Annotated in this window: 20 protein-coding genes; 9 read left to right on the forward strand and 11 right to left on the reverse strand. The window is 69.4% G+C overall.

Features of this window, described 5'->3' with window-relative positions; genetic code table 11:
• Positions 1 to 174 precede the first annotated feature (174 nt).
• Positions 175 to 2697, forward strand: coding sequence for an SNIPE associated domain-containing protein (locus OWR29_RS06625; RefSeq protein ID WP_267561616.1), 2523 nt, complete (start codon positions 175 to 177; stop codon positions 2695 to 2697).
• Here OWR29_RS06625 and OWR29_RS06630 read toward each other — a convergent pair.
• Entirely contained in the window at positions 2674 to 5661 is a 2988-nt protein-coding gene (locus OWR29_RS06630; RefSeq protein ID WP_267561617.1) for an EAL domain-containing protein, read from the reverse strand. The genes OWR29_RS06625 and OWR29_RS06630 overlap by 24 nt on opposite strands.
• A 209-nt stretch (positions 5662 to 5870) precedes the next feature.
• Between OWR29_RS06630 and OWR29_RS06635 the strand changes: the two genes are divergently transcribed.
• Entirely contained in the window at positions 5871 to 7469 is a 1599-nt protein-coding gene (locus tag OWR29_RS06635) for a chitinase (RefSeq protein ID WP_267561618.1), read from the forward strand.
• On the opposite strand, the gene OWR29_RS06640 is transcribed toward OWR29_RS06635, so the two are convergent.
• The gene (locus OWR29_RS06640) at positions 7470 to 9326 is read right to left on the reverse strand and encodes a hypothetical protein (RefSeq protein ID WP_267561619.1); all 1857 of its coding nucleotides are present in this window, start codon (positions 9324 to 9326) and stop codon (positions 7470 to 7472) included.
• A 44-nt stretch (positions 9327 to 9370) separates the two neighbouring features.
• Positions 9371 to 9793 (reverse strand): DUF4352 domain-containing protein, encoded by a 423-nt coding sequence (locus OWR29_RS06645; protein ID WP_267561620.1) that lies wholly within the window; start codon positions 9791 to 9793, stop codon positions 9371 to 9373.
• A gap of 130 nt (positions 9794 to 9923) precedes the next feature.
• Here OWR29_RS06645 and OWR29_RS06650 point away from each other — a divergent pair, with 130 nt between their 5' ends.
• On the forward strand, positions 9924 to 10937 hold the full coding sequence (locus OWR29_RS06650; protein ID WP_267561621.1) for a glycosyltransferase family 2 protein: 1014 nt from the start codon (positions 9924 to 9926) through the stop codon (positions 10935 to 10937).
• Here the strand turns inward: OWR29_RS06650 and OWR29_RS06655 are convergent.
• Genes OWR29_RS06655 through OWR29_RS06665 form a run of 3 tightly spaced genes read right to left on the reverse strand, consistent with a single transcriptional unit; the run spans position 10934 to position 16257 of the window.
• Complete coding sequence (locus OWR29_RS06655; protein ID WP_267561622.1) at positions 10934 to 11755, reverse strand: ABC transporter ATP-binding protein; 822 nt, start codon at positions 11753 to 11755, stop codon at positions 10934 to 10936. The two genes, OWR29_RS06650 and OWR29_RS06655, sit on opposite strands and share 4 nt — an antisense overlap.
• The gene (locus OWR29_RS06660) at positions 11745 to 14516 is read right to left on the reverse strand and encodes a hypothetical protein (protein ID WP_267561623.1); all 2772 of its coding nucleotides are present in this window, start codon (positions 14514 to 14516) and stop codon (positions 11745 to 11747) included. Before OWR29_RS06660 ends, OWR29_RS06655 begins: the two co-directional genes overlap by 11 nt.
• 25 nt (positions 14517 to 14541) lie before the next feature.
• Complete coding sequence (locus OWR29_RS06665) at positions 14542 to 16257, reverse strand: ABC transporter ATP-binding protein (RefSeq protein WP_267561624.1); 1716 nt, start codon at positions 16255 to 16257, stop codon at positions 14542 to 14544.
• Between the two features lie 61 nt (positions 16258 to 16318).
• Here OWR29_RS06665 and OWR29_RS06670 point away from each other — a divergent pair, with 61 nt between their 5' ends.
• Together OWR29_RS06670 and OWR29_RS06675 are read left to right on the forward strand one after the other, a co-directional pair.
• A complete protein-coding gene (locus OWR29_RS06670) occupies positions 16319 to 16867 on the forward strand; it encodes a TetR/AcrR family transcriptional regulator (protein WP_267561625.1) in 549 nt (182 codons plus the stop codon).
• 31 nt (positions 16868 to 16898) lie between these two features.
• On the forward strand, positions 16899 to 17921 hold the full coding sequence (locus tag OWR29_RS06675) for a GGDEF domain-containing protein (RefSeq protein WP_267561626.1): 1023 nt from the start codon (positions 16899 to 16901) through the stop codon (positions 17919 to 17921).
• Here OWR29_RS06675 and OWR29_RS06680 read toward each other — a convergent pair.
• The gene (locus OWR29_RS06680) at positions 17918 to 18700 is read right to left on the reverse strand and encodes a polysaccharide lyase family 7 protein (RefSeq protein ID WP_267561628.1); all 783 of its coding nucleotides are present in this window, start codon (positions 18698 to 18700) and stop codon (positions 17918 to 17920) included. The genes OWR29_RS06675 and OWR29_RS06680 overlap by 4 nt on opposite strands.
• Before the next feature lie 124 nt (positions 18701 to 18824).
• On the opposite strand from OWR29_RS06680, the gene OWR29_RS06685 reads away from it, so the two are divergent.
• From OWR29_RS06685 to OWR29_RS06695, 3 genes are read left to right on the forward strand one after another with little or no spacing between them, the layout of a single operon-like run.
• Positions 18825 to 19262 (forward strand): SRPBCC family protein, encoded by a 438-nt coding sequence (locus OWR29_RS06685; protein WP_267561629.1) that lies wholly within the window; start codon positions 18825 to 18827, stop codon positions 19260 to 19262.
• A 3-nt stretch (positions 19263 to 19265) separates the two neighbouring features.
• Positions 19266 to 19454, forward strand: coding sequence for a hypothetical protein (locus OWR29_RS06690; protein WP_267561630.1), 189 nt, complete (start codon positions 19266 to 19268; stop codon positions 19452 to 19454).
• Positions 19403 to 20083, forward strand: a complete 681-nt coding sequence (locus tag OWR29_RS06695) for an alpha/beta hydrolase family protein (protein ID WP_267561631.1) — start codon at positions 19403 to 19405, stop codon at positions 20081 to 20083. The genes OWR29_RS06690 and OWR29_RS06695 overlap by 52 nt, the downstream gene beginning before the upstream one ends.
• Here the strand turns inward: OWR29_RS06695 and OWR29_RS06700 are convergent.
• Positions 20056 to 20562, reverse strand: a complete 507-nt coding sequence (locus OWR29_RS06700) for a winged helix-turn-helix transcriptional regulator (protein WP_267561632.1) — start codon at positions 20560 to 20562, stop codon at positions 20056 to 20058. The genes OWR29_RS06695 and OWR29_RS06700 overlap by 28 nt on opposite strands.
• Before the next feature lie 83 nt (positions 20563 to 20645).
• Between OWR29_RS06700 and OWR29_RS06705 the strand changes: the two genes are divergently transcribed.
• Positions 20646 to 21320, forward strand: coding sequence for a Type 1 glutamine amidotransferase-like domain-containing protein (locus tag OWR29_RS06705; RefSeq protein ID WP_267561633.1), 675 nt, complete (start codon positions 20646 to 20648; stop codon positions 21318 to 21320).
• Here OWR29_RS06705 and OWR29_RS06710 read toward each other — a convergent pair.
• The 3 genes from OWR29_RS06710 to OWR29_RS06720 all read right to left on the reverse strand — a co-directional run bounded on the left by OWR29_RS06710 (position 21307) and on the right by OWR29_RS06720 (position 23647).
• Entirely contained in the window at positions 21307 to 22437 is a 1131-nt protein-coding gene (locus OWR29_RS06710; protein WP_267561634.1) for a Gfo/Idh/MocA family protein, read from the reverse strand. The two genes, OWR29_RS06705 and OWR29_RS06710, sit on opposite strands and share 14 nt — an antisense overlap.
• Before the next feature lies 1 nt (position 22438).
• A complete protein-coding gene (locus OWR29_RS06715) occupies positions 22439 to 23035 on the reverse strand; it encodes a copper resistance CopC family protein (RefSeq protein WP_267561635.1) in 597 nt (198 codons plus the stop codon).
• Positions 23036 to 23269: 234 nt separating this feature from the next.
• Positions 23270 to 23647 (reverse strand): hypothetical protein, encoded by a 378-nt coding sequence (locus tag OWR29_RS06720; RefSeq protein WP_267561636.1) that lies wholly within the window; start codon positions 23645 to 23647, stop codon positions 23270 to 23272.
• Positions 23648 to 23701 lie beyond the last annotated feature (54 nt).

A 23701-nucleotide genomic window follows, 5' to 3' on the forward strand; every position in this document is an offset into this window, starting at 1 on the left:
TTGCATGACGCTCATCATCTTTGACACCAGCAAGGACTCCACCAGAGCCAGCCGCGGGTCGGCGTTTCGGTCGTCGGGGGCAGCGGATCTTCCTTCGTACACGGACTTCTTGGCGCGTACTGCGAACGGTTCGGCGGAAGTGCCGGAGTGTGTACGGCCCTACCGTGCGTGGGCATGGCGGTGCCATTTGATTTGTGGGGCCAGCGGGGCTGGGCTTCGATGGAAGTTACCGGCGAATCGCACTACTCGGCGGCCATCAAGGCCTTGTTCGATACTCGCATCACACGTGACGGCGTAGAGACCACTGCCACCGTGCAACTGCTGCCAGAACCGTTGAACAAGCACGACCGCAATGCGGTCGGGGTGTGGAGCGGCGCGGGGCAGATCGGATATTTGCCCCGTGAAGAGGCGGGTCGCTACTCGCCGGTGCTAATGGACCTCGTGGCTCGAGGGTGGATACCGCAAGTATCTGCGCGGATCTGGGCCGGTCAATGGCCGGATCGAGACGGATTCAGTGCCTCGGTGTGGCTCGAGCTGGCTGAGCCGCACATGCTGGTGCCGGCTAATCGGGAACCACAGGCGCCGCACCAGCTGTTGCCTTTGGGCGCGGCCGTTCAGGTTACCGGTGAGGAAGATCATCTGGCGGACCTGGCGCCATGGCTTCGGCAAGAGGGCGAATGCTGGGTTTATGCGACCTTGCACGAGGTCACCGAACAGTTGGCCCGCACTGCGCGGACGGTAGTGGAAGTTCGCATCGACGGCCGACGGATCGGGCAACTCACCCAGCGGATGAGCGGTGAGCTGGTGGCGGCCGTTCGGCACCTCGACCAGCGCAAGGTGGTCACCGCGGCCCGAGCGATTGTCAAGGGCAACCGGATCAAGACCGAAGTCGTCCTGTACGTGGCACGGGCGCACGAGCTGCCGGACAGCTGGCTCGCTGATTCTCCGGAATCCACTCAGCAGACCCAGCCACCGACGCCCGCGCCGACAGCTCGGGTGACCGGCTCGGCGCCGGTTGCCTCAGTTCCTGCAACCTCAGGCGTGCCCGTGCGGGTCCTGCCGGGGTCTGCGCCGACTGCTGCGACCCATGTTCAAGAGGCACCTGTCGAATCTCGCGGGGTCACCGCTCCGGCAACGGTCAGTGAGCAACAGCACGGCGGCACAAGCAGTTCTGGCGGATACCGGTTCAACGCTCCGCCCAATTGGCCAACGCCACCTCCCGGATGGTCACCGCCGCCGGGGTGGTCACCTGATCCCGCATGGGGGCCGCTGCCCTCGGGATGGCAATTGTGGGTCGAGGATCCTCCGATGAGCCCGCCCGTACCGGCTTTATCGGTGGCGGCTCCGTCCGTGCCGGTTCCACCCGTGCCGGCACCTGTCGGGCCGAGCCGGTCCGGCTCTGTCCAGCAGGACATTCCCCTGTTCGGGGCCAGGGCTAAGGCGCGCGAGCTGGCCGCTGAAGTGACATCTCTTCGCGCCGAGCTCGGTCAGCTCCGTGCCGAGATGGACCGGCTCGGGATGTCCGAGATCCAAGAGTTGGAGTCCTACCGCCAACGGCTCAAAGACGAGGTCGCTGGATTGAAGGCGCAGGCCAAAGCCGAGCAGGCCGAGCTTCAGCGTCGTTTGACCGATCTGCGCGAGCAGGTGGTAGTAACCGAAGAAAAGGCCCTCTTGCAGGAGGCCGGCATCTACAACTATCAGCATCCATTGGGTGACTCCGTCGCCTACCGGGAACCGCTGGCTGCCCTCCAGGAGCAGATCAAGACCATGGCCAAGGCGGAGGGCGGTGCCATCTTGGCCGCCTCCGGCTGGACCGTCAACGGCTCGGCTGCGCAAGGGCGGACCATGCTGCGCGACTACTCCAAGCTGATGCTGCGTGCCTACAACGCGGAGGCGGACAACCTCGTTCGCACCTTGAAGCCCTACAAGCTGCAAGCAGCGGTCGAGCGGTTGGGCAAGGTGGCCGCCACGATCGCCCGTCTTGGTAAGACGATGGACATCAGGGTTTCCGAGGACTATCACCGCCTGCGGGTGCGGGAGCTCGGTCTCACCGCCGACTACCAGGAGAAGCTCGCCGAAGAGAAGGAACGGGACCGGGAGGAGAAGGCTCGCCTCCGCGAGGAACGGCGGCTGCAGCAGGAGATCGAGCGCGAGCGGGCACGGCTGGACAAGGAAAGGCAGCACTACGCCAACGCCGTGGCTGCACTGCAGGCCCAAGGCAGCACGGAGGGGCTGGCCCAGCTGAAGCAGCGCTTGGAGCAGATCGATGCCGCTATTCAGGATGTCGACTATCGAGCAGCCAACGTGCGTGCCGGGTACGTATACGTCATCTCCAACGTCGGCGCTTTCGGCGAGAAGATGATCAAAGTGGGTATGACCCGCAGGCTGGAGCCAATGGACCGAGTACGAGAACTTGGTGATGCTTCGGTGCCGTTCTCGTTCGACGTGCATGCGTTGTTCTTCTCCGACGACGCTGTCGGCATAGAAGCGCAGATGCACGTCCGATTGGCGGACCGCCGGGTCAACCTGATCAACCAGCGGCGGGAATTCTTCTACGCGACCCCGGCCGAGGCACGGCAGCACCTCGCCGAGCTGACCGGCAGCTTGTTGCAGTACGAGGAATTGCCTGAGGCCTTGGAGTACCGCCAGAGTCTCACGCAAGCTCGATCGGCGCTACCAGCCACCGACGCCGGCTAGGACTCGTTCCACCGGGACCGGCTTGCCCAGGTAGAAGCCTTGGCCGAAGGGCACGCCGCAGGCCACGAGGGCGTCGCGCTGGGCGGCGGTCTCGATGCCTTCGGCGATCACCGTGCAGCCGTGCTGCTCGGCGAACTGGACCAGGGCCCGGATGGCGGCCTGGCGGGCCGTCTCGTGCTCGATGCCCAGCAGCGATTCCATGCCGAGCTTGAGGAAGGCCGGGCGCAGCGACTCGATGGCCGACAGCGTCTCGTAGCCGGCGCCCCGGTCGTCGATGGCGATCGGCACGCCGAGCGGGGGAAGCTCGGGGACGGCGCCGACCTCGACGACCAGCGGGCGGCGGGACTCGGCGAGCAGGGGAGCGAGGTGCTGGGGACGGCGTAGCAGGTCGGGGGAGACGTTGATGGACAGCCAGGTGCCGTTGGGCAGCGCCGACGCCGACGTGATGGCCGCCTGCACCAGGGCGGCGTCGAGGGCGATGTGCACGCCGCGCTGGGCGGCCGACGAGAGCGCCTGCCGGGGGTTGCTGCCGTCGGCGAAGCGGGTCAGCGCCTCGTAGCCGGCGACGTGGCCGGTGATCATGTTGTAGACCGGCTGGAAAACGGTGAAGAAGCTGAATTCCTCGAACGAATGCGCCTTCGACGACGACGATGAAGAGGCCCAGTCGCCGGTGGCGGTTCGCTGCAGCCGTACGGTGGTCTGGCCCGCATTCGAGCCGTGCTCATGCCGGTAATGCAACACCTGCGCCCAATCACCCACCGCCGCGGGCTTCGGAGCCGATGCTTTCTGGCGACGCGGGGTCTTGGTCTTGACCGGCCGGATCAGCCAGTCGCGCAGATGGGTGAAAAGGTCGACGACAGTGTTGCCGAGGCCGACGAAGGCGATCATCGCGTACAGGGAAAGGGTCAGGTTCAAGGCCGCGAACACCAGGTTGTTCCACAGGTGGTGCTCGATGTCGACCCACACCGTGTAGACACAGAGCGCGATCAGCGCCAGCGGCAGAATCAGATAGCTGGTCGCGGCCGTCGTCCGGTTGCGCACCTTCGGCGTACGTTTGAACGCGCTCTTCTCCCCGGTCAGGAGTTGCAGCAGTGAGGCGATGCTGCCGGAGAGGTTGACCGGCAACAGAATCAGGTTGAAGCCGTAGATCCTCAGCATGTCCGACCGTTTGTAGCCGAGGTGCTTCAGGTCGGCCGCCATCATGAAGAAGTACGGCACCGAGACGAGCAGCAGAATCGGGTTCAGCAGCCGGCTGTTGAACGGGTAGGCCAGCATGACCACCAGGCACACGGAACTCCAGAAGATGGAGGCCATGTAGTTGACCCGCAGGAAGTACTCGCCGAAGCGGTTCTTGTCCTCGCGCTTCGACTTCGCCCGGAACTGATCCTTCAGCCGGCTCAGAATGAGCAGTCCGCCGTTGGCCCAGCGCTGCCGCTGAATGGTCAGCGAACCGAAGTCGGGCGGGGTCGCGCTGTAGGCGAGCCGTTCCGGGTAGTTGTGCAGCAGCCAGCCGCGCACGCCCAGGTCGATTGTCGACTCGGTGTCCTCGATGACCGTGCGGTCCTGGATGTACCGCTTGATCTCCCAGTCGCCCTCGTACGAGACCTCGCAGATCTCGTCCAGAGCCTTCTTCCGCAGCACCGCGTTGGCGCCCACCCAGAACGTCGCGCCGTAATGCGTCATGCCCTGGTGCACGATGTATTGGATGTCGGTGGTGGCGCCGGAAATGCGCTCGATCCGCGTCGCCGAACCGGGGTAGGAACTGTACGGCGTCTGGGCCACCGCGTGCTGCGCATAGGCGCCCTGCTCGAGCAGGTGGACCAGGCGCAGGGCGTACTCGGGCAGAAGAACGCTGTCCGCGTCGAGGGTCAGCACATAATCAGGATCGGGCACGACCAGGTCGGCTCGGTTGGGGCCGGCCGTCACCAGTGCGGTGCCCAGCGGCGTACTCACCTCTTGATAGGCGCCGCCCATGAGGCCCATGTAGCTGTTCAGGTTCATGGCCTTGTTCGGCTCGTGCGACAGCGACACGTACTTCTTGCGCTCGAAGCTTGTGACCTGCGCGTCGAAGATGCCGATGAGCCGGCGGTGCAATTGGGTCATCCGCGCCACCGAGAGCGTCACCTGCTCGTCGGCGCCCTTGGCGAGTGCGCCCGAGATCTGGCCGAGCTCCACCGCGAGCGGGTGCAGAATGTGCTCGACGAAGAAGATGTCGGTGTGGTCGACGATTTCCTGGCGCGCGCCCAGGTCGTACAGCCAATCGGAGGCGAAGCGGTATTCGGCGGCCAGCCGGCGCATGTCCTCGAGCACCACGAGATAACCGCCGCGCATGCGCACCTGCTCGTCGAAGTGCGCGTAAGCAGTCGACACCCGGCGGAACGGCCCCTGCAATTCGGCCTCGATCTGGCCGGGCAGGGCGCGGGCGGCGAGAAGCATGTCTCGCGCGGCCCGGGTCTTGGGCGCCCGCGGGTCGTCGATCAGCAGCGTGACCCGTAGCCCGGGGTATTCCTGCAGCGCCGCCGAAAGCAATGTCGTGCGGTTCGTCCGCTCGTCCTCCTGGTACGAGGGCACCAGAACCGTCAGGGACGGCGTCTTCCCGCCGATGAATTCGTCGAGCATGATGCGCGGCGCCCGCTGGTGGCCGCGAGCCCGATAGAAATAGCCGATCCGCGTGATCAGATAGGCGATCGCCGAGGCGGCCAGGCCGGTGACGACAAGCATGTAAACGATCGCCTCGATCGCGAGCCGCACGCTCGACGCGTGACCCACGATGAACTGCTCGATGATCGTGTACGTGATGTAGCACGCCCACACCGTGATGGTCACCACGATCGCGAGGCGCCCGCGGGTGATCCGGCCTTCGGAGACCGGCGGCGGCACGATCGGGTGGGGTTCCGTCCGCCTATCGGCTCCCCATTGGCGCTGGGCGTCCCGCTTGCGGTGGTCCGCCGGTGTGCGTGGCATGCGTTTTGGAGCCTTTCGGTACGGATTACGGCCGCACCGCACGGCGGTGCCCGGCGGAATTGTCGTTCCAAGATCCCCATTTGGCGCTCCTAGATCCAGATTGGAACGGCGGGGCCCGCGACCCCCCGGTCGTCCCCCGTTCGCCCGATCGTCAAAGGCGGCCGGAATGGGCCAGCGTGTGGCGCGAGTGAAACAACGAAAGGTTTTTGATGTCGGACCGCGCCACCGCCGTGCGCCCGGAATATGACCCGCTGGCCGATCCGAACTGGCAGGAACCGGAACAGCCCCGCCGCCGGCTGTCGTGGACCCGGCTCCTCCTTCTGATCGTGGTGCTCGGCCTCGTCGGGGCGGGTGGCACGTACGAGGTCAAGCACCTGCTCAACACGGCCGGGCCGACCGCCAAGTCGTGGGCCGTCCCGTACGTCGACGTCACGCTGACCCCGACGTTCCAGTTCCAGGACCCGACGGCCAACCCGGCCAACGACGTGGCGCTCGGCTTCGTCGTCGCCGACCCCAAGAGCCCGTGCGCCCCCAGTTGGGGCGGCGCCTACACGCTGGGAGAGGCGGCGTCCTCGCTCGAACTCGACCGGCGGATCAGCCAGCTGCGCCAGGCCGGCGGCGACATCACGCTCAGCCTCGGCGGGCTCAACAACTCCGAACTCGCCGTGGCCTGCACCGACCAGGCCAAGCTGACCGCCGCATACCGGCAGTTGATCAAGCGGTACGACGTGAAGACGCTCGACCTGGACATCGAGGGCACCGCCACCGCGGACCAGGCGTCCCTCGCCCGTCGGGTGCTGGCGGTGGCGACCGTGCAGCGGGAACGGGAGAAAGCCAACAAACCGCTCACCGTGTGGCTCACCCTGCCCGTCGCGCCGACCGGCCTCACCGACGCCGGTGTGGGCGTGGTCCGCGGCATGCTCGAGGGCGGCGTCAAGCTGCGCGGCGTCAACGTCATGACGATGGACTACAACAACGGCGACGCGAAGCCAGACATGCTGGCCCTGAGCACCAGCGCGCTGAACGGCACCCACAAGCAGCTGACCGACCTGTACCTGCGGCTCGGCCAGAAACTGACGTCGCCGCAGGTGTGGTCGCGGATCGGCGCCACCCCGATGATCGGCCAGAACGACGTCGACAGCGAACGCTTCACCCTCGACGACGCCGAGGGCCTGGCCCGCTTCGCCGTCGACAACGGCCTCGGCCGCGTCTCGATGTGGTCGCTCAACCGCGACGCCGCCTGCCGCGGCACCTTCGCCAACGTGGTCGTCCACTCCAACACCTGCAGCGGCGTCGACCAGGACGCGCTGGCGTTCTCGAAGGTCTTCGCGGGCCTGCCCGGCAAGGCGCCCGGCAGCGACGCTCAGGACTCGGTCGAGATCCCCGACCAGGCGAAGACGGTCGACGACCCTAAGACCAGCCCCTACCCGATCTGGCGCCAGACCGCCCAATACACCGGCGGCTACAAGGTCGTCTGGCGCGGCGTCGTCTACGAGGCGAAGTGGGCCAACTCCGGAACCGACCCCGCCGCCGCCCCACCGTCCGGCACGCAGAGCGCCTGGTCGGTGATCGGCCCGGTCAGCCCGGTCGAGAAGGCCCCCCGCCCGACCCCCGCCGTAGCCGGCGTGACCCGAATCTGGACCCCCGGAGTCGTCTACCGCCGAGGCGCCCAAGTCCTCTTCGACGGCCTCCCCTACGAGGCCAAGTGGACCACCAAGGACGAGTCCCCCTCCACCCAGTTCCCCATCGACGCCGACGACCCCTGGAAGCCCTTGTTCACCGTCCCCGGCGAGCCCACCACGAACTGATCAGCGAGGAACGTAGTCCTTGCCGTTGTAGTGGTAGTCCTGCACGTGGATGGTGCCGCTGGCGCAGTCGGGCTCGCAGTCGTTCAGTTCGCTGCGAACCTTGTACGTGTTGGTGGATTTGTTCAGAACCAGGCGGGCGCTGTAGAACCGTTCCGCATAGCCGCTGTCGAGATCCGGCAGCGTTGCGAAGTCCTGGAACCCGTCGGCCACCGGACGCAGGACGATGACACCGTTGTAGCGGCCGGGGTTGAAGTTCACGAACAGGTTGCCGGTGGCATCGGTGCCGGGCCGGGCCGGCGCACCCTCGTACCACATGCGGTCGTAATGCCGGCGCCAGCGGACCTTGCCCGCCGAGTCGAACGCCAGCAGGTCGGACGTTTCTTCGGAGAGCGCGACGACCAACGCCGACGGTCCCCAGGCGGGGTGGTTGAACGGGATCTGACCGGTGAGACGGCACCCGGGACAGCCCGCCCGGGCGAGGTCGGCGCCGGTCACCTTGGTCGTCGGCGCGGTGATCGCGATGTCGTAGAGGACATCGCTGCCGCCGCCGAAGCTCGCGATGCTGTCCCATATGTCGCGGGCTCCGCTGGCCAGCAGGTTGACGCCTGTCAAGATCGTGCCGACCAGAGTGCCGATCATCGACACGATCGTGCCCGCGGCCCAGACCTGCACGTCGTCGAGCTGCGACTTCATAATGGCGGGCACGCACTTGAACGCGAACTTCACAATCTCACGGCCGGTGTCCGCGGTCATCTCAGTGAGGTCGGAGACGCCTTTCAGGCACTCCTTGAGCCCGTCGACCGGATCGGCCTCGCCGGACATGCCCAGCACCAGGGCGAACCGGTCCAGCGCGCCCTTGGCCGCTGCGGCGAAGGCGTCGCCGGCCGCGTCGGCGACCATCTTGTAGACCTCGGCGCCGAACCAGATCGCCGAGACCAGCCACGCGGTGGTCGACAGTTCGGAGCGCACCCGGCCGGTCGCACCGGCCGGAACACTCAACGCCAGGGTGTCGCCGCCGTCGATGATCCGCGACGCCTTGCCTCGCGGTGTCGACGCGGCCATACCGAACGCTCTGGCCACGGTGTCGGCGTTGAAGCTCGCTGAACCGCCGCCGACGACCTTCCACCCGGCCGGATAAGTGATCTCTTGATAGGTGCGAGTGTTGTTGGCGACCTTCAACACCCGCTTGCCATCCTGCAGGCCGAAGCACCACTTCACGCGGTCCCCCTGGTCGCTGCTGACCCGCAGCCCGCCGGCGCGGGCGGCCTTCTCGTCACCGCAGGACGGTTGGCTCACACCGGAGCGGCCGGTGGCGTAGTTCTTGACGGCCTGGCCGCGGTCTTTGATCCACTTCTGAACGTCGATTCCGCCCAGGAAACCTCCGGAGAAGTGGTCAACCGTCGCGGTCACGGTGGCGGCGCCCGCCTTGTACGTGGTGGGCGTCCACCGCCACGCGCCGGTGGCGTTCTGCCAGACCACGACCGGGCGGAGCGTTCCGTCGGCAATCGTTCGGGGCGCCGGGAACGTGACAGTGGCCGGCTTGGCCAGGCGTCCGGGCAGTTCAACGGTCGCCTTCCGGCCGACAACCGTGATACCCGCCGGCACTGATGGTGGAGGCGGGCCGGAGTCGACGGTCAGCTTCACAGTGGTGCCGGCCTTGGACGCGCCCGCGGGAAGGATCACCGTCACGCCGTCCGTCGTCAGCTTCGTCGGTGCGTCCGGCTGGACCGTTACCTGGATGTTCGGAGCCGGGGCGGCTGCTTCCTTCCTGTCGCGCTTGTCGCGGGTGCACGCCGATGTCAGCGTCAGAAGGAGGACGCCGCTGAGCGTGATCCGAAGCCAGATCGCCTTGTTCATCGCCGCCACCGTCGCATCCGGTGGTGAGCCCCGGCATCCGCTGGTCAGCCGAGCCCGATCGTGTCTCCGGACTCTTGCAGAACGACCGAAGCGAGGGTGCGGTCCTTCGGGAGGTCGTAGACCAGGCGGCTGGTGATCGCGGATTTGGGGGCCAGGTCGTCGAGTAGCGAGGGGCCGTTACCGTCGGCGCGGATCTGGGCTATGGCGTCGGCCAGGTAGGTGGCGCCCTGGGTGTCCTTCGCCTTGGCGAAAGCTATGCCGGGCTTGTGCGCGGCGGTGGTGGTGTTGCGGACGGTGACGGTGATGGTGCAGAAGTGGCCCTGAGGGGTTGCGCCGGGGATGGTGGCGTCGCAGGTGTGGGATGTCACCGCGTACGAGAAAAGGGTGTTGACCGGCTCGGCCGGGGTAGCGCAGCCGGTTGTGGTCAGGGCGGCTGCGGCCAGCATCAGCCAGGGCCAGGGTCTCATGACGGCTTGTTTCGGCAATCGTCGCGCTGAGTCAAAGGAAACGGGTCGCACAAGGTGGCCACACCGTGGTCACAAAGCCCCGCTATCCTTGCTGGCCGTCGGTCCGTCACGCTGAAGGGAAGTACGCCAGGTGGTGACTTTGTCGGTGGTGACGCCGATGTTCAACGAGCGTGAGGCGGTCGACCAGTTCGTCGGACGGCTGCGGCCGGCGCTCGACGGGCTGGGGGATTCGTACGAGGTCATCGCCGTTGACGACGGCAGCAGCGACGCCACCGTGTCCCGGCTGATGCAGCTTCGGGTCGACTGGCCGCAACTGCGCGTAGTGGCCTTGCGGCGCAACGTGGGACATCAGACGGCTCTGCGGGCGGGGCTCAAGGCCGCGCAGGGCGACTATGTCGTGAGCATCGACGCCGACCTGCAGGATCCGCCCGAGGTGATCGGCGAGATGCTGGCCGCCGCGCGCAGCGAGAAGGTCGACGTCGTGTACGGCGTGCGCAGCGACCGCAGCACCGACACGGCGTTCAAGCGCAACACCGCGGGCCTCTACTACTGGATGATGCGCCGGCTGGTGGGGCCGTGGGTCAGCGACCAGGCGGGTGACTTCCGGCTGATGAGCCGGGCGGTTGTCGACGTACTGAATGAGTTGCCCGAGCCGCGGCCGGTGTACCGCCTCGTGGTGCCTTCGCTCGGTTTCTCGAGCGCCGAGGTCGGCTACGTGCGCGAGGAAAGGGTTGCCGGCGAGACGAAGTACCCGCTCAGCCGCATGATCCGGTTGACCTTCGACAGCATCACCGGGTTCTCGGCGTCGCCGTTGAAGATCGCGACCTGGCTCGGCCTGTTCAGCTTCCTGCTGTGCGTCGTACTGATCGTGACCGGGCTGGTGGCCTGGGGCTCGGGCGCGACCGTGCCCGGCTGGACGTCGCTCTACATCGCGGTTCTGCTGCTCGGCGGGGTTCAGCTGATCTGTCTGGGCCTGCTCGGTGAGTACGTGGGTCGTATTTACGCCGCCAGTCAGGGGCGCCCGGCTTACCTGGTGGCCTTCGACACCGCGTCCGCCCAGACGGCCCATCCGCTCTCGGGCGGACCCATCACCGTCGACATCGACGCCGTCGACCTGACCCGCGAGCGCGCCCCGATCGCCTAGGACGGAGCCTGGGGCGCGTGCAGTTCCACGTGACCGTCGACCACGGTGACCACCACCCGGCCGTCGGGGAACAGCGGCAGCGCCTCTTCCGGTAGCTGCAGGCGGCCCAGCCCGTCGAGGTTGGCGGTGTGGTTCTGGCCGGTGCCGTGCTCGCCGGAGAGCACACCGTGCCGCAGGCGCAGCACGGTGTCGGCGAAGTCGATGGCCCGCGCGTCGTGAGTGGCCATGACCACCGCGCTGCCCTCGGCCGCCCGGGCGCGCAGCAGGCGCAGCACCAGGGCCGCGGAGTCGTCGTCGAGTTCGGCAGTCGGCTCGTCGGCGATCAGCAGGGCCGGCGCGCCCACCCCGGCCGCGGCCACCGCCAGGCGTTGCTGTTCGCCGCCCGAGAGCGCGTACGGGCGGGCGGCGGCGCGGGACGTCAGTTCGACCTCGGCCAGGGCGGCGTCGGCGTCGACTCGTACGCCCCGCAGTTGGGCCATCTGGGTGATCTGGCCGCGGGCGTCGAGCTGGGGGAACAGGCTGTGCGAGGGGCGTTGCGCCACCCAGCCGATCTCTTTGCGGCGCAACCGTTGCAGCTCGCGGCGGGACAGCGACGAGACCAGGCGGCCACGATGGCGTAGCTCGCCACCGGCCGGGCGTTCGCGCAGGGCCAGCACGGCCAGCAAAGTGGATTTGCCGCTGCCGGACGGCCCGGTGATGGCCCGGATGCCGCCCTCGGTCACGGTGACGTCGACGCCGCGCAACGCCTGGGTCGGGCCGGTGCGGGCGGCGTACAGCTGAAGCAGTTCGCGCCCCTCCAGCAGCGGATCATTCGTCACGGTAGGCCGCCTCCTCGGAGGACGAACGGTCGCGGGTGACCAGGACGGCGAGCAGCGTGGCGACGACCGCCGCGCCGGCCGTGACCAGCAGGGCGGTGGGCGACAAGGTGAACAGCAACCTCGGCAGCAGCAGCGGTTGGTCGTCGAGCAGGCGCGCCCCCAGCGGCGCCAGCGCGTACACCCCGGCCACGGCGGCGGCGAAGGCGACCAGCGACAGCAGCACGAACTCGACAGTGCGGGCCCGCGCGACCCGGCTCCGGCTCAGACCGATGCGGGCGAGCATGAGATCGGCCGGGCGACGCAGCGCAGCCGTCCGCTGGGCGTAGATACCGAGCGTGAGGATGGCGAGTAACGCCAGGTAGCCGGCGATCGCGAGTTGATAGCCGCGGGCACGCTCCGTGGCCACGTAGTCGGAGGCGTTGCGCAGGGCGGCGGCGGTGTCGGTCCGCTCGAGCTGCACGTCCTCGTTCTCGTACGGCGCGACGACCGCCTGCACCCCGTCGGCGCCGGCCGAGCTCCACACGTAGACCTGCGAGAAGACCTGGTTGGGGTACTGGTTGCGGGGCCGCAGGCGGGGGTCGTCGACGCCGAGCTTGCCCAGCGTCGGGTCGGCCGCGGCGACGTACATGGGCCGGCCGCGCTGACCGGGGAAGGCCCGCACCCGCCCGGCCACCGCGAAGTACACGTCGCCGAAGCCCAGCTGCATGCGGATCGTGTCCTCGCCGTCCGACACCGGATCGGCCACGGTGATCACCCGCGGCCGTCCGGCCTCGTCGATCGGATGCGCGGCCAGGCCGGCCACGGCCGTGCGGGCCGCGGCCAGGTCGGCGCCGCGGCCCCACAGCGCCACCTCGCCGAAGCGGGCCGGGTCGATGACGAGCAGGTCTTTCTGGTCGTCGTCGAGCAGCGTGCGCACGTCGGTGCGCCACACGAGGGTGCTGCCCTCGGGCGTCGGTGGCACGCGCACGCCGGGCACGGGCCCCTCGGGCGGCGCGCGGAACGGCTCTTGCTTCGGTACGAGTGGCGCCTGCTTGTCGAGCTGCCAGGATCCCTCGAGAACGCCGACCCCCTCCGCGCCCGCGGCCACCGCCACCCGGTCGATCGCCGAGTTCTCGGTCGAGTGCACCGCCGACAACGCGAACAGCAGCATGCCCAGGCCGGCGGTCACCACCACGACGGTGAGCCGGCGCTCCGCCCCGCCCGACCCGAGCCGGCGGCGTGCGAGCCACAGCACGGCTCGCCGCGGCGAGCTCGGCAAGTTGGCCCCGGCGCCGGCCAGCCGCGCCGGCAGCCACCCGGCCACCACCCCGACCGCGGCCAGCACGAGCAGCGGCACCAGCAGGTCGACCCCGCCTGCGGGCCCGCCCGCGCCGACCAAGCCACCCGCGGCGATCAGGGCAGCGATCACCACCATGGCGCCCCACGGCAGGGGGCGCCGCATGGTGGCGGGAGGCGCCGGGCGTACGCGCCGGGAAGCCGCCAGCGCGCCGACCAGGGCGACCGCCGCCAGCCCGGCCAGCACGGCCGCACCGCCCAGCCGGGCGGCGGGGGCCAACGATTCCTCGATCGCCCCCGGCGGGCCGAGCCGGGCGACCAGTTGCCAGGCCGCGAGCCAGCCGAGCACCGCCCCGAGCGCGGCCGGCAGCAGATGTTCGAGCAGCCAGAGCCCACCCACCCGGATCGGCGCCAGGCCCACCGCGGCGGCGTGGCGCAACTCCCGCTCGCGGCGACGGGCCGAGAGCAGGGCCACGGCCAGCACCGACGCGAGCCCGACGGCGATGGCCGCCCATTCCACGGGCCGGGTTCGCTGACGGACGGCCTCGGTCGTGGTCTGGGCCGTCGCCACGATGCGGCCGATGCCGGTCGCGAACCGCAGCGCCGTCGGGTCGGCGGAGTCGTTCGGGTCGGGCACCTGGCTGGCGTACCGGCGGCGCAGCAACTCGATGTCGGCGGCCGTACGCCGGGCCTCGGAAAGCGTCGTGTCCGGAGTGAGAGCGGCCTCGACCGACCAGAAGAGCGGGTCGTCGACCGTCTGGGCCAGCCGTTCCACCGTCGGCACATCCCCGACGAGCAGGTAGGCCGGCAGGGTCTCGTACTCCGTGTCGGGCGGCGTGTCCCCGCGGCGCAGTGCCCACTTGCGGCTGCCCGGTTCGTCGGCCGGAAGCCGCCCGCCGGCGTCGACCGCGTAGACGCCGCTGACGGTCGCGGTCGCATTCCGCGGCTTACTTCGGGTGCCTTGGCGCAGCGAAAGCCCGATCCGGTCGCCGGCGCCGACCCCGAGCTCGTCGGCCATCGGCTTCGGCAGCCACAAGCCGTCCTTGACCCCCGGCGCCGCCACCAGCTCGGCCGCCGGATCCTGCACCGCGAACAGCCGCCCGCGTTCGTTCTTGCTTCCCGCGCTGACGGTGAATCCCCAGTACTGCGGCGACGCCACCTCGGCCCCGACCGACTGCCCGGTCAGGTCGGGCTCGCCCAGCCCCGGAACGGCCCGGATGTCCCGCATGACCGGTTCTTGGTCGACGCTGCGCGGCCCGACATCGGCCGACACCCGCACGACGGCCGCGTCGTTCTGCCGCGCCGAAGCCGGAATTTCGTCCCGCCGCAGCTGGAAAGCCGCGTTGTCCGACGCCTCGGCGAAGATCGGCCCGGCCGAGCCGGCCGCCCCCAGCACCAGGAAAGCCGTCACGATCAGCACCGACCAGGCCCGCTGCCGCAGCCCACCGAACACCGCCGACGCGGCCAGCCGGTCACCTAACCCCACGCGGAGAAGCTATAACAACCAGGGGTTACGCCGCGGCCCCGGACGGTACGGCGATGCGCAACGCCTCGACCAGGCCCCGGTAGAGGTCGTCCGAGGCGAGCAGGGACTCGTGGGTGCCGACGGCTCGGACGCGGCCGTGGTCGAGGACGATGATGCGGTCGGCCTCGACCACAGTGGACAGGCGATGGGCGATGGTGACGACCGCGGCGGTCGAGGCCCTTTCCCGTACGGAATTCTGCAGCGCCGCCTCGGTCAGGGCGTCGACCTGGGCCGTGGCCTCGTCCAGCAGCAGCACCGCCGGGGTTCGCACCAGCGCCCGGGCCAGGGCGATCCGCTGGCGTTCGCCGCCCGAGAGCTCGGCCCCCGACAGCTGCGTGTCGAGCCCGTCGGGCAGCGAGGCGACCTTGTCGGTCAGGTGCACGCGATCCAGCACCGACCGCACTTCCTCCTCGGTGGCGTCGGGGTGGCTGAACAGCAGGTTGTCGCGGATGGTGCCCGGGACGACCGGCGCCTCCTGTTCCACGTACGCCAGTTCGGCCCGGATCTCGCTGTGGGTCATGTCGCGGTACGGGCGGCCGTGCAGATAGATCTGGCCCGACTGCGGGTCGAGGAAGCGCAGCAGCAGCGAGAACAGCGACGTCTTGCCGGCGCCCGACGGGCCGACGATCGCGGTGTGACCCCGCGACGGAATGGTCAGCGAGACACCGTCGAGGGCCGGCGGCGCGTCTTCGGCGTAGCGCAGGCTCACGTCCTCGATCGCGAGCACCGGCGCGTCGGCGATCGCGGCCGACGGCCGCGGGTCCGAGGTCTCCGACGACATCGCGTACACCTCGCTGATCCGGCGGGCCGCGGCGATGCCGGACTGCAGGGCGGTCACGTTCTGGGTCAGCTCGCCGATCGGGCCCATCAGCTGGAACGCGTACAGCAGGAAGGCGATCAGGCTGCTGACCTCGAGCAGACCGGCGTCGGCGCGCCAGGCGCCCACCCCCAGCACCGCGATGATGGCCAGTGAGACCCCGCTCCACGAGACCGTCCAGACCCAGGCGGCGCGGCGCGCGGCGCGGATGTTGTACGAGGCCGCGCGCCGGGCGTCGGCCTCGATACGCCCGCCCTGCCGCTCCTCGGCCCGGCTCGCCTTGACCGTGCGCATCGCCCGCAGCGTGCCCTCCAGCTCGCCGCCGAGCTCGCCCACCGCGTCCTGGGCGAGCTTCTGGCTCTTGCTGATCGTGGGCAGCAGCAGCGCCATCACCAGGCCGACGATCGCCACCGCGGCCAGCGTGCACAGCAGCAGCACGACGTCGAGCGTGCCCATCAGCACCAGCGTCGCGACGAAGGCGAGCGACGCGTTGATCAGCCCGACGATGCTGGACGACGCCTGGTGCAGCAGGCCGGGGTCGGCCGTGACCCGGGTGACCAGCTCGCCGGTGGGGCGGCCGGTCAGCTCGGCCAGCCGGGCCCGGAAGTAGCGCTGGATCACCGACAGCCGCGCGTCCAGGACGACCTGCTCGGCCAGCGTGCCCATCAGGATCCACTGCCACAGCCCGATGGCCGCGCCGATCACCACGAGAACCAGCAGCAGGGTGATCGGGCCGGCCAGGGCGTCACCCGTGCCGAGCGTGTCGATGATCCGCTTGGTCGCGAGCGGGGCGGCCAGGTTGGCCGCGTTGGAGATCAGGCCGAGGACGAGCCCGAGCGCGAGGACCGGGAGGTGCGGACGGAGGAGGCGCAGCAGAATCTGCATGGTTCGTAGTGGAACACAGTTGTTCCATGACGGGCAATGCCAATTCCCGTACAGTATGGCCGTGACCTCCGGAGTCAAGAACCGCACGCGGCAGGCGATCATCGATGCCGCGATCGACCTGCTGGCCGGCAACCCGGCCTGCTCGCTGGGCGAGATCGCCGCCGCGGCGCAGGTCGGGCGGACCACGTTGCACCGCTACTTCGGCGAGCGGGCCGATCTTCTCTCGGCCGTCGCCTCCGAGGGCGGCGAGCGTCTGGGGCGGGCGGCGACCCTGGCCGACCTCGACCGGGGCACCGGGGCCGAGGCGCTGCTGCGGCTCTGCCGGGAGTATTTCGACCTCGGCTCCCTGCTGTCGCTGATGTTCAGCGGTCAGGGCGGCGAGTGCTGGGAATCGCAGGACGAGCAGTACCTGATCGGCGTCATCGAGCGCGGCCACGCCGACGGCTCGATCGACCCGGCGCTGCCGTCCGACTGGGTGCTCACCCTGCTCTGGAGCCAGCTCTACGCGGCCTGGGAATACCGCGCCCAGCGCCAGGAGGCGTCCCGCCACCACGTGCTCGACCTGCTCACCCGCACGCTGTCCAACGCGTTGCGCCCGCCACAGTCCTAAAGTCGCGGCCGCGCGGGCCGATCAGGGCGCGGTGAGCTATGTCCGGCGTGTGCGCGACGGCCTGCGGTCCGACGACCGCCGGGCGGTCAGCGGCGCCGTGGCCGGAGCGCTCATCGTTGCCTGCGGGCTCTACGCCTGCATCACTGTGCTGCTGCCGGCGCCGCCCGGGTTCGACATCAGCGCGGTGCTCAACATCGGCATCTGCGCGGTCATCTTCGGCCTGGTCGTGGCGCCGCTGCCCTGGGGCCGCCTGCCCGACATCCTGCGTCTGACGCTGCCGGTTCTGGCGCTCGGGTTCATCGCGGTGCACAACATCGCCACCGGACTCGACCCGTTCCGGTACGGCTTCTTCTACTTCGTCACCTTCATCTGGGCCGGCCTGTGCGAACCCCGCGGCACGAGCCTCAAGCTGCTCCCGTGGATGTTGCCGGCCTACCTGCTGCCGCTGGTCATGGCCGGGGCCTCGGCGTCGGACCTGGCCTCCATCGGTTATGCATTGCCGATCTATCTGATCGCGGGTGAGGTTCTGGCTTGGCGTACGAGTCGACTGCGCCGGGCCCAGCGCAGGCTCGAGCGGCTGGCCCACCACGACCCGCTGACCGACCTGCCCAACCGGACCGTGTTCACCGCCGAACTGCGCCGCCGCTGCGCCGAGCCCGATCCGGTCGCTGTCCTCTTCCTCGACCTGGACGGCTTCAAGCAGATCAACGACCGCCTCGGCCACGCCGCCGGCGACGACGTGCTCAAGCAGGTGGCCGGCGCCCTGCGCGACTCGTCCCGGCCAGGCCGCGAGGACCTGGCTTGCCGCCTGGCCGGCGACGAGTTCGTGGTGCTGCTGCCGGATACTTGCGCCGGCGACGCCCGTACGGTGGCCGACCGCCTGCGTCAGCGGATCTCAGCCGTGCGGGCCACCGACGGCACCCCGGTCGGCGGCAGCATCGGCGTGGCCGTCGGCCAGGGCATGGACCACCGCCGCCTGCTGGCCCAGGCCGACGAGGCGATGTACCAGGCGAAGCAGTCCGGCTCGGGCATCGCCCTTCCCGTCGCCTCTTAGGCGTGGCTCACGGTGAGGTTGTAGAACTTCACCTTGGCGCCGTTGGAGGTGCTCTCGGAGGACGACTGGTTGTACGAGCCGGCCTTGAAGTACTGCTTGTACGGGTTGAACGAGGACGGGATCGTGTAGTTCGTCTTGCTGCCGTTGATCGTGACGCTGGCCTTGTTGCCCTGCACGTTGATGACGTACGTCCACTTCTGGCCGATCGCCACGTTGCCCAGCTTGTGCAGCGTCTGGCCGTCGGTCGGGCTGCGCTGCTGGCCGAGGTAGATGTCGCCGTTGGCCCGGTAGTAGAGCTCGAGCAGCGGCTTGGTCGACGTGCCGCCGGTGCCCAGCTTGACCTGGCCGACCGCCACGTTCTTGGTCACCGAGACGATCCGCAGTTCGGCGCTGAGCGTGTGGTTGCCGGCCAGCGACCAGTTGGCGGCCGAGCCGTTGGCGTTCATCTCGCGCAGCTCGGATCGCGCGTACTTGGAGTTGGGTGTGGTCACACCCTTCTCGGGCGCCCAGAAGGTCATCGAGCCGTCGTTCTTGTCGGTCCAGAAGTAGGCCGGGTTGGAGTAGCCGTTGGCCCCCTTGAGCTGGGCCGGCTGGATGGTCTGGGGCGCGCCGGGGGAGCCGATGGGCAGTTGCAGCGACCAGATCGAGAGGTTGAAGTTGCCGCCCGGCGAGACGTTGGGGTTGAGGGCGGCCGCGTTGGCGTTGGTGATGCCGAGGACGCCGAGCCCGGCCACCACGGCCGTGGACAAGGCGGCGGCGAGCAGCGTGCGCTTCTTCATGGGGGATACCTCTTCTGCCGTCTGAGGGGAATTGGCAAGAGGTTTTACAGTAAAAGACCGACATCGATGTCAGGGCAAGACCGCTTCTTAAACATCCTTAAATAAAGCCGTACGATCCTGGGCCATGCCGACCGACCGGTTCAGCGACACCGTCCACCTCGCCGCCGCGCCGTCCGCCGTCTACGCCCATCTGCTCGATCCGCGGAGCTATGTCGGGCTGTCGCCGCTGGTCGTAGCCGTGCGCGACATCCGCGGCGACTCGTACGTCGCGGTCGAGCGCTTCCGCCTCGGCCCGCTCCACTGGGACAACAACATCCGCGTCACCCTCACCGGCGTCGAGCCCGACCGCAAGCTGACCAGCGCCGTCGTCAGCCCCGGCGGCGTCCGCCTGACCGCGACGATCGACCTGGCGCCGGCCGCCGAGGGCACCACGCTGACCGAGACCATCGAGGTCAGCTCGCCCACCCTGCTGCGCTCGTTCGTCGTCAAGCAGGCAACTTCGGTCCAGCGCGCCCGCCTGGCCGAGCTGACCCGCCGCTTCAGTGCCGGAGTGTACGAATAAAGCATGGAATCTCGAGGAGTGGCCACCGGTGTTCCGTACGTGGTGAAGGCTCCCGTCGGAGGCCCGCGGCCGGACGCGCCGGTCGTCGTCGCCTATCACCTGCTCGACGCGCCCCGCACCGAGGTCGCGCTGGCCGCGCCGTGCCGCTCGACGGTCTCGACGCCTGCCGCGTCTACTTCGGACTGCCCCTGAGCGGTTCGCGTCAACCGGAAGGTGGTCTCGAGCCGCTGCTCCAGGAGGGCGACCCGGTTCTCAACGGGCACGCTCCCGTCGCGTTCGGCGCCCGCGACGAGTTCCCCGCCGCGTTCGCCGAGGTCCGCGAGCACTTCGGCATCGCCGAAAGCGTGCCGCTGGGGGTGCTCGGTGGCTCGATGGGCGGGGCGGCGGCCCAGTTGGTCGCGGCCGAGGTGCCGGGCGTACGGGCGGCCGTGCTGATCAATCCGGTCGTGCGGCTGCACGACGCGATCGACGGCATCGTCGCCGCGATGGGTGCCACCTACGCGTGGTCGCCCGCGTCCGACCAGGTCGCGGACCGTCTCGACTTCGTCGCCCGGGCCGGCGAGTTGGCGGGGGTGTCGCTGCGCTACATCACCGGCGCCGACGACCTGCGGGACGCGATCATCGCGCCCGTCGAACGAATCGTTGCCGAACTCGCGGAACGCGGCGCGACGGCCGACCACCATGTCGTACCGGATATGGCACACGCTCTGGCCGAGGAACCCGGCATCGAGGCGGCGCCGCAGACTCGGCACGCCGCCGAGGTCGACCGCCTGGCCGTGGAGTGGTTCCGGCGCTATTTGATCGCGACCGCGGCCTCGTAGGCGGCCTGCAGTTCGGCGAAGACCGACGGGGTGCCGGGCGGGCGGGCCACGCCGAGGTGTTGCTCGCGTAGTTCGTCCATGAATCTGTCCCACAGCTCGGGGCCGCCGCGTTCGAGCAGTTCGGCGCGGACCGACAGTTCGTGGCTGGCCGGCATGTGCCGGCGGCCCCAGGAGCCGAGCGCCGCCATGACCGGCACCAGCTGGACGCCGGCCTCGGTCAAGCTGTAGCGGATCTTCTGCTTGTGGGTCTCGTCGTCGGTACGCCACAGCAGACCGTGGGCGACCAGGCGGCGCAGGCGGTCGGCCAGGATGTTGGAGGCGATCCGCTCCTCCGAGCCGGCCAGCAGCTCGCGGAAGTAGTGCCGGTTGCCGAACATCACGTCGCGCAGCACGACGAGGGACCAGCGGTCGCCCATCACCTCGACCGCGAGGTTGATCGGGCAGCCCGACCGGTGCACCGGCTCTGTTTCTGTACTCATCGAGACCGATGGTACTTCGCAACCGGTGATGATAGTTTCATCAAGCCGATTTCAGTATGCAACCAGTTCGACGGGATGGTTCCATGAGACTTCTGCTCACCTCCGGCGGCGTCAAGAACAAGAGCATCCACGACGCCCTGCTCGACCTGCTGGACAAGCCGATCGCCGAGTCGAGCGCCCTCTGCATCCCCACCGCGGGCTACGCCAATCCGGGCGGCATCGGCCGGGCCTGGAACTTCATCAGCGGCAACGAGCCGGAGTGCCCCATGGCCGAGCTCGGCTGGAAGTCGGTGGGCGTGCTGGAACTGAGCGCACTGCCCAGCCTGAAGGAAGAGCTCTGGACGTCCGCGGTCCGCGAGACCGACGTCCTGCTGGTCAACGGCGGTGACCCGCTCTATCTGAACTACTGGATGGGAGAGTCTGGGCTGGCCGACCTGCTGCCTTCGCTGAACGACACGGTCTGGGTCGGTCTCAGCGCCGGCAGCATGATCATGACGCCCCGGATCGGCGACGACTTCGTCGGGTGGAGGCCGCCCGCCGGCGGCGACGACAGCACGCTCGGGATCGTCGACTTCTCGATCTTCCCGCACCTCGACCACCCCGACCTGCCCGAGAACACCATGGCCGCCGCCGAGAAGTGGGCCGCCACCCTTCCCAACCCGGCTTATGCGATGGACGACCACACCGCGATCAAGGTGGTGGGCGACGTCGTCGAGGTCGTCTCGGAGGGCCACTGGAAGCTGTTCAACGAGGCCTGACCCACTGTCCGGTGGAGGCCGACTGTTCCATCGCGTCCAAGGCCTCGGCGGCCCGGATGGCGTCGGCCAGCGTGGCCCCGTACGGCTGCCCGTCCGCGACCGACCGCAGGAAGCGCGCGGCCTCGATGACCTTCAGGTCGTCGTAGCCCATGGGGATGCCGGCGCCGGGCTGGAACGCCCCGAAGTCGCCGTCGTGAGGGCCGACGAAGAGAGTGCGCACCGGTTCGTCCTGATAGGACGGGCCGGTGCCGACGCCGAGCTCGCCCATCCGCCGGAAATCCCAGAACAACGCGCCCTTGGTGCCGTGAATTTCGAAGCCGTACGTGTTCTGCTCACCCACGGCGACCCGGCTGCAGTCGAGTGTGACCCGGGCGCCCGAGGCCATCCGGAGCAGGCTGCCGAACCAGTCCTCGTTCTCGACCGGCCCGGGCGCCCCGCTGCCGCGTTCGTGGCCGGCCGTGGCGGCGGTCGGCCGGGGCCTCTGCGGGATGAACACGGCGGTGTCGGCCACCAGCGAGTCGATCTCGCCGAGCAGATACCGCACCAGATCGACGCCGTGCGCGCCCAGGTCGCCGAGCACCCCGTTGCCGCCCCGGGCCCGCTCGAACCGCCAGCTCAGCGCGCCCTCGGGATGGGCCGCGTAGTCGCTCAGGAACCGGAACCGGGCGTGCGTGACCGCGCCGATCTCACCGTCGGCGATCAGCGCACGGGCCTTCTCGACGGCCGGCGCGTTGCGGTAGTTGAAGCCGACGGTGACCTGTCCGTCGCCGACGATGGCGCGCGCGTCGGCCGCGGTGAGCCCGACCGGCTTCTCGATCCAGATGTGCTGCCCGGCCGCCGCGAACGCGCTGCCCATCTCGCGGTGCAGGAAGTTGGGCGCGGTGATGCTGACCGCCCCGACCCGCGGGTCGCCGACGAGGTGCCGCCAGTCGGCCGTCGACTCGTCGAAGCCGTAGCGCTCGGCCGCCTCGGCGGCGCGCCCGGGCACGTCGTCGGCCACCGAGACGAGCCGGACCGGTGGCACGCCGGGGAAGTGGTGCGGCACCCGGGCGTACGCCTGCGCGTGCACCCGCCCCATCCAGCCGAAGCCGACGACGGCGACACCGAGGGCGGCCACGTCAGGTGGTCTTGCGGCGACGGGTGACCAGGAAGATGCCGAGCCCGACGACGGCCAGGGCGGCGACGATCACCGTGATCAGCAGGCCGTTGCCACCCGAGTCCTCGTCGGAGGCCAGTTCGGTGGTGGGGGCGGCGCTGGTGGCCGGCGGAGGCGCGGCGACCAGGGACTCGTCGGCGGCCGGGGCGGTCGGGGCGGCGCTGGTCGGCTCGGTGGTGGGCTCGGCCTTGGTCGACGGGTCGTTCACGGTGAACTTGTACGACCCCTGGACCGTGTGGCCGTCCTTGGAGACCACGCGGTAGGCGACCGTGTAGGCGCCGTTGGCCAGCGCGTCGAAGGTGACAGTGCCGGTGGCCCCCTCGACCTTGGGCTCCGACGTCTGCACCTTGGCCGCGCCGGTGACCGTGATGGTCGTGTAGTCCGGGTTCAGCTTCTGCAGGAACTTCAGCTTGACGCTGGTCGGGGCCTTGGTGACGGTGGCGCCCTTGGCCGGGGTGGCCTGGGCCAGCGCGTTGTGGGCGAACGCCGGGGCGCCGGGCAGCAGGACGGCCAGCATCGCGGCGAGCGCGACGAGCGGGCGGGTCAGGCGTCTGTCCATGGGGGCGGGGGTCCTTCCCTAGCGGGCGTTCGTGGCGACCATCGTAGTTCTCCGGAGTTGGTCGCCCGCGGGCGCGCGGAAGTTCCCACGGAAACAGGCGGCGGTGCCGGGCGCCGGGTAGCGCCCGGCACCGACCGGGGACCTGTGGGGTTGTGACGAGGATTCAATACGTTAAGCGGCTCCTTTCCGAAAGCCTATTCCAGGCATCGATGGAAATATCAGAGAAAGCAATTCTCAGCGGCCGGAGCGGTGGCCGTGGGGGCCGCGGTGGTCGAACCGGTTGTGGCCCGGGCGGCTCCAGTCCCAGCCGCGCTCGACCTCGAGGGCGAACACGCCGCGGTTGAACCCGCGCTGCTGGAAGTCGCAGTCGTAGTCGTCCCACTTGCCGAACCGCTCACCGATACGTCCGGCCAGGTCACAGGCCCGGTACGTGCGGTAGTAGCCGACCACCACGTCGCGGCCGCGGTGCCGGTCGGCCTGGGTGGAGGCGGACTGGGACTTGGCCGCGCTCGGCGCCGAGGTGTCCGCGGCCTGCGCCGGGCCGACCCCGAAGGCAACCCCGGCCAGCAGACCCAGACCGGCCGTCGTGAGGAATCGCGTGGTCTTGTTCATGTCCGTATTCCTTCCCGGAGGCGATTGTTGCTATTTCCGTGTTGCATGATCAGG

It is taken from the genome of Paractinoplanes pyxinae, assembly GCF_026626335.1.
Lineage (GTDB): Bacteria > Actinomycetota > Actinomycetes > Mycobacteriales > Micromonosporaceae > Actinoplanes > Actinoplanes pyxinae.

Excerpts from the sequence above, each read along its gene's own strand:
- OWR29_RS06715 (WP_267561635.1), bottom strand. The coding sequence starts at position 23,035 with ATGGACAGACGCCTGACCCGCCCGCTCGTCGCGCTCGCCGCGATGCTG.
- OWR29_RS06630 (WP_267561617.1), bottom strand. The coding sequence starts at position 5,661 with ATGCCACGCACACCGGCGGACCACCGCAAGCGGGACGCCCAGCGCCAA.
- OWR29_RS06685 (WP_267561629.1), top strand. The coding sequence starts at position 18,825 with ATGCCGACCGACCGGTTCAGCGACACCGTCCACCTCGCCGCCGCGCCG.
- OWR29_RS06700 (WP_267561632.1), bottom strand. The coding sequence starts at position 20,562 with ATGAGTACAGAAACAGAGCCGGTGCACCGGTCGGGCTGCCCGATCAAC.
- OWR29_RS06680 (WP_267561628.1), bottom strand. The coding sequence starts at position 18,700 with ATGAAGAAGCGCACGCTGCTCGCCGCCGCCTTGTCCACGGCCGTGGTG.
- OWR29_RS06635 (WP_267561618.1), top strand. The coding sequence starts at position 5,871 with ATGTCGGACCGCGCCACCGCCGTGCGCCCGGAATATGACCCGCTGGCC.
- OWR29_RS06665 (WP_267561624.1), bottom strand. The coding sequence starts at position 16,257 with ATGCAGATTCTGCTGCGCCTCCTCCGTCCGCACCTCCCGGTCCTCGCG.
- OWR29_RS06705 (WP_267561633.1), top strand. The coding sequence starts at position 20,646 with ATGAGACTTCTGCTCACCTCCGGCGGCGTCAAGAACAAGAGCATCCAC.
- OWR29_RS06720 (WP_267561636.1), bottom strand. The coding sequence starts at position 23,647 with ATGAACAAGACCACGCGATTCCTCACGACGGCCGGTCTGGGTCTGCTG.
- OWR29_RS06640 (WP_267561619.1), bottom strand. The coding sequence starts at position 9,326 with ATGAACAAGGCGATCTGGCTTCGGATCACGCTCAGCGGCGTCCTCCTT.
- OWR29_RS06645 (WP_267561620.1), bottom strand. The coding sequence starts at position 9,793 with ATGAGACCCTGGCCCTGGCTGATGCTGGCCGCAGCCGCCCTGACCACA.
- OWR29_RS06625 (WP_267561616.1), top strand. The coding sequence starts at position 175 with ATGGCGGTGCCATTTGATTTGTGGGGCCAGCGGGGCTGGGCTTCGATG.
- OWR29_RS06690 (WP_267561630.1), top strand. The coding sequence starts at position 19,266 with ATGGAATCTCGAGGAGTGGCCACCGGTGTTCCGTACGTGGTGAAGGCT.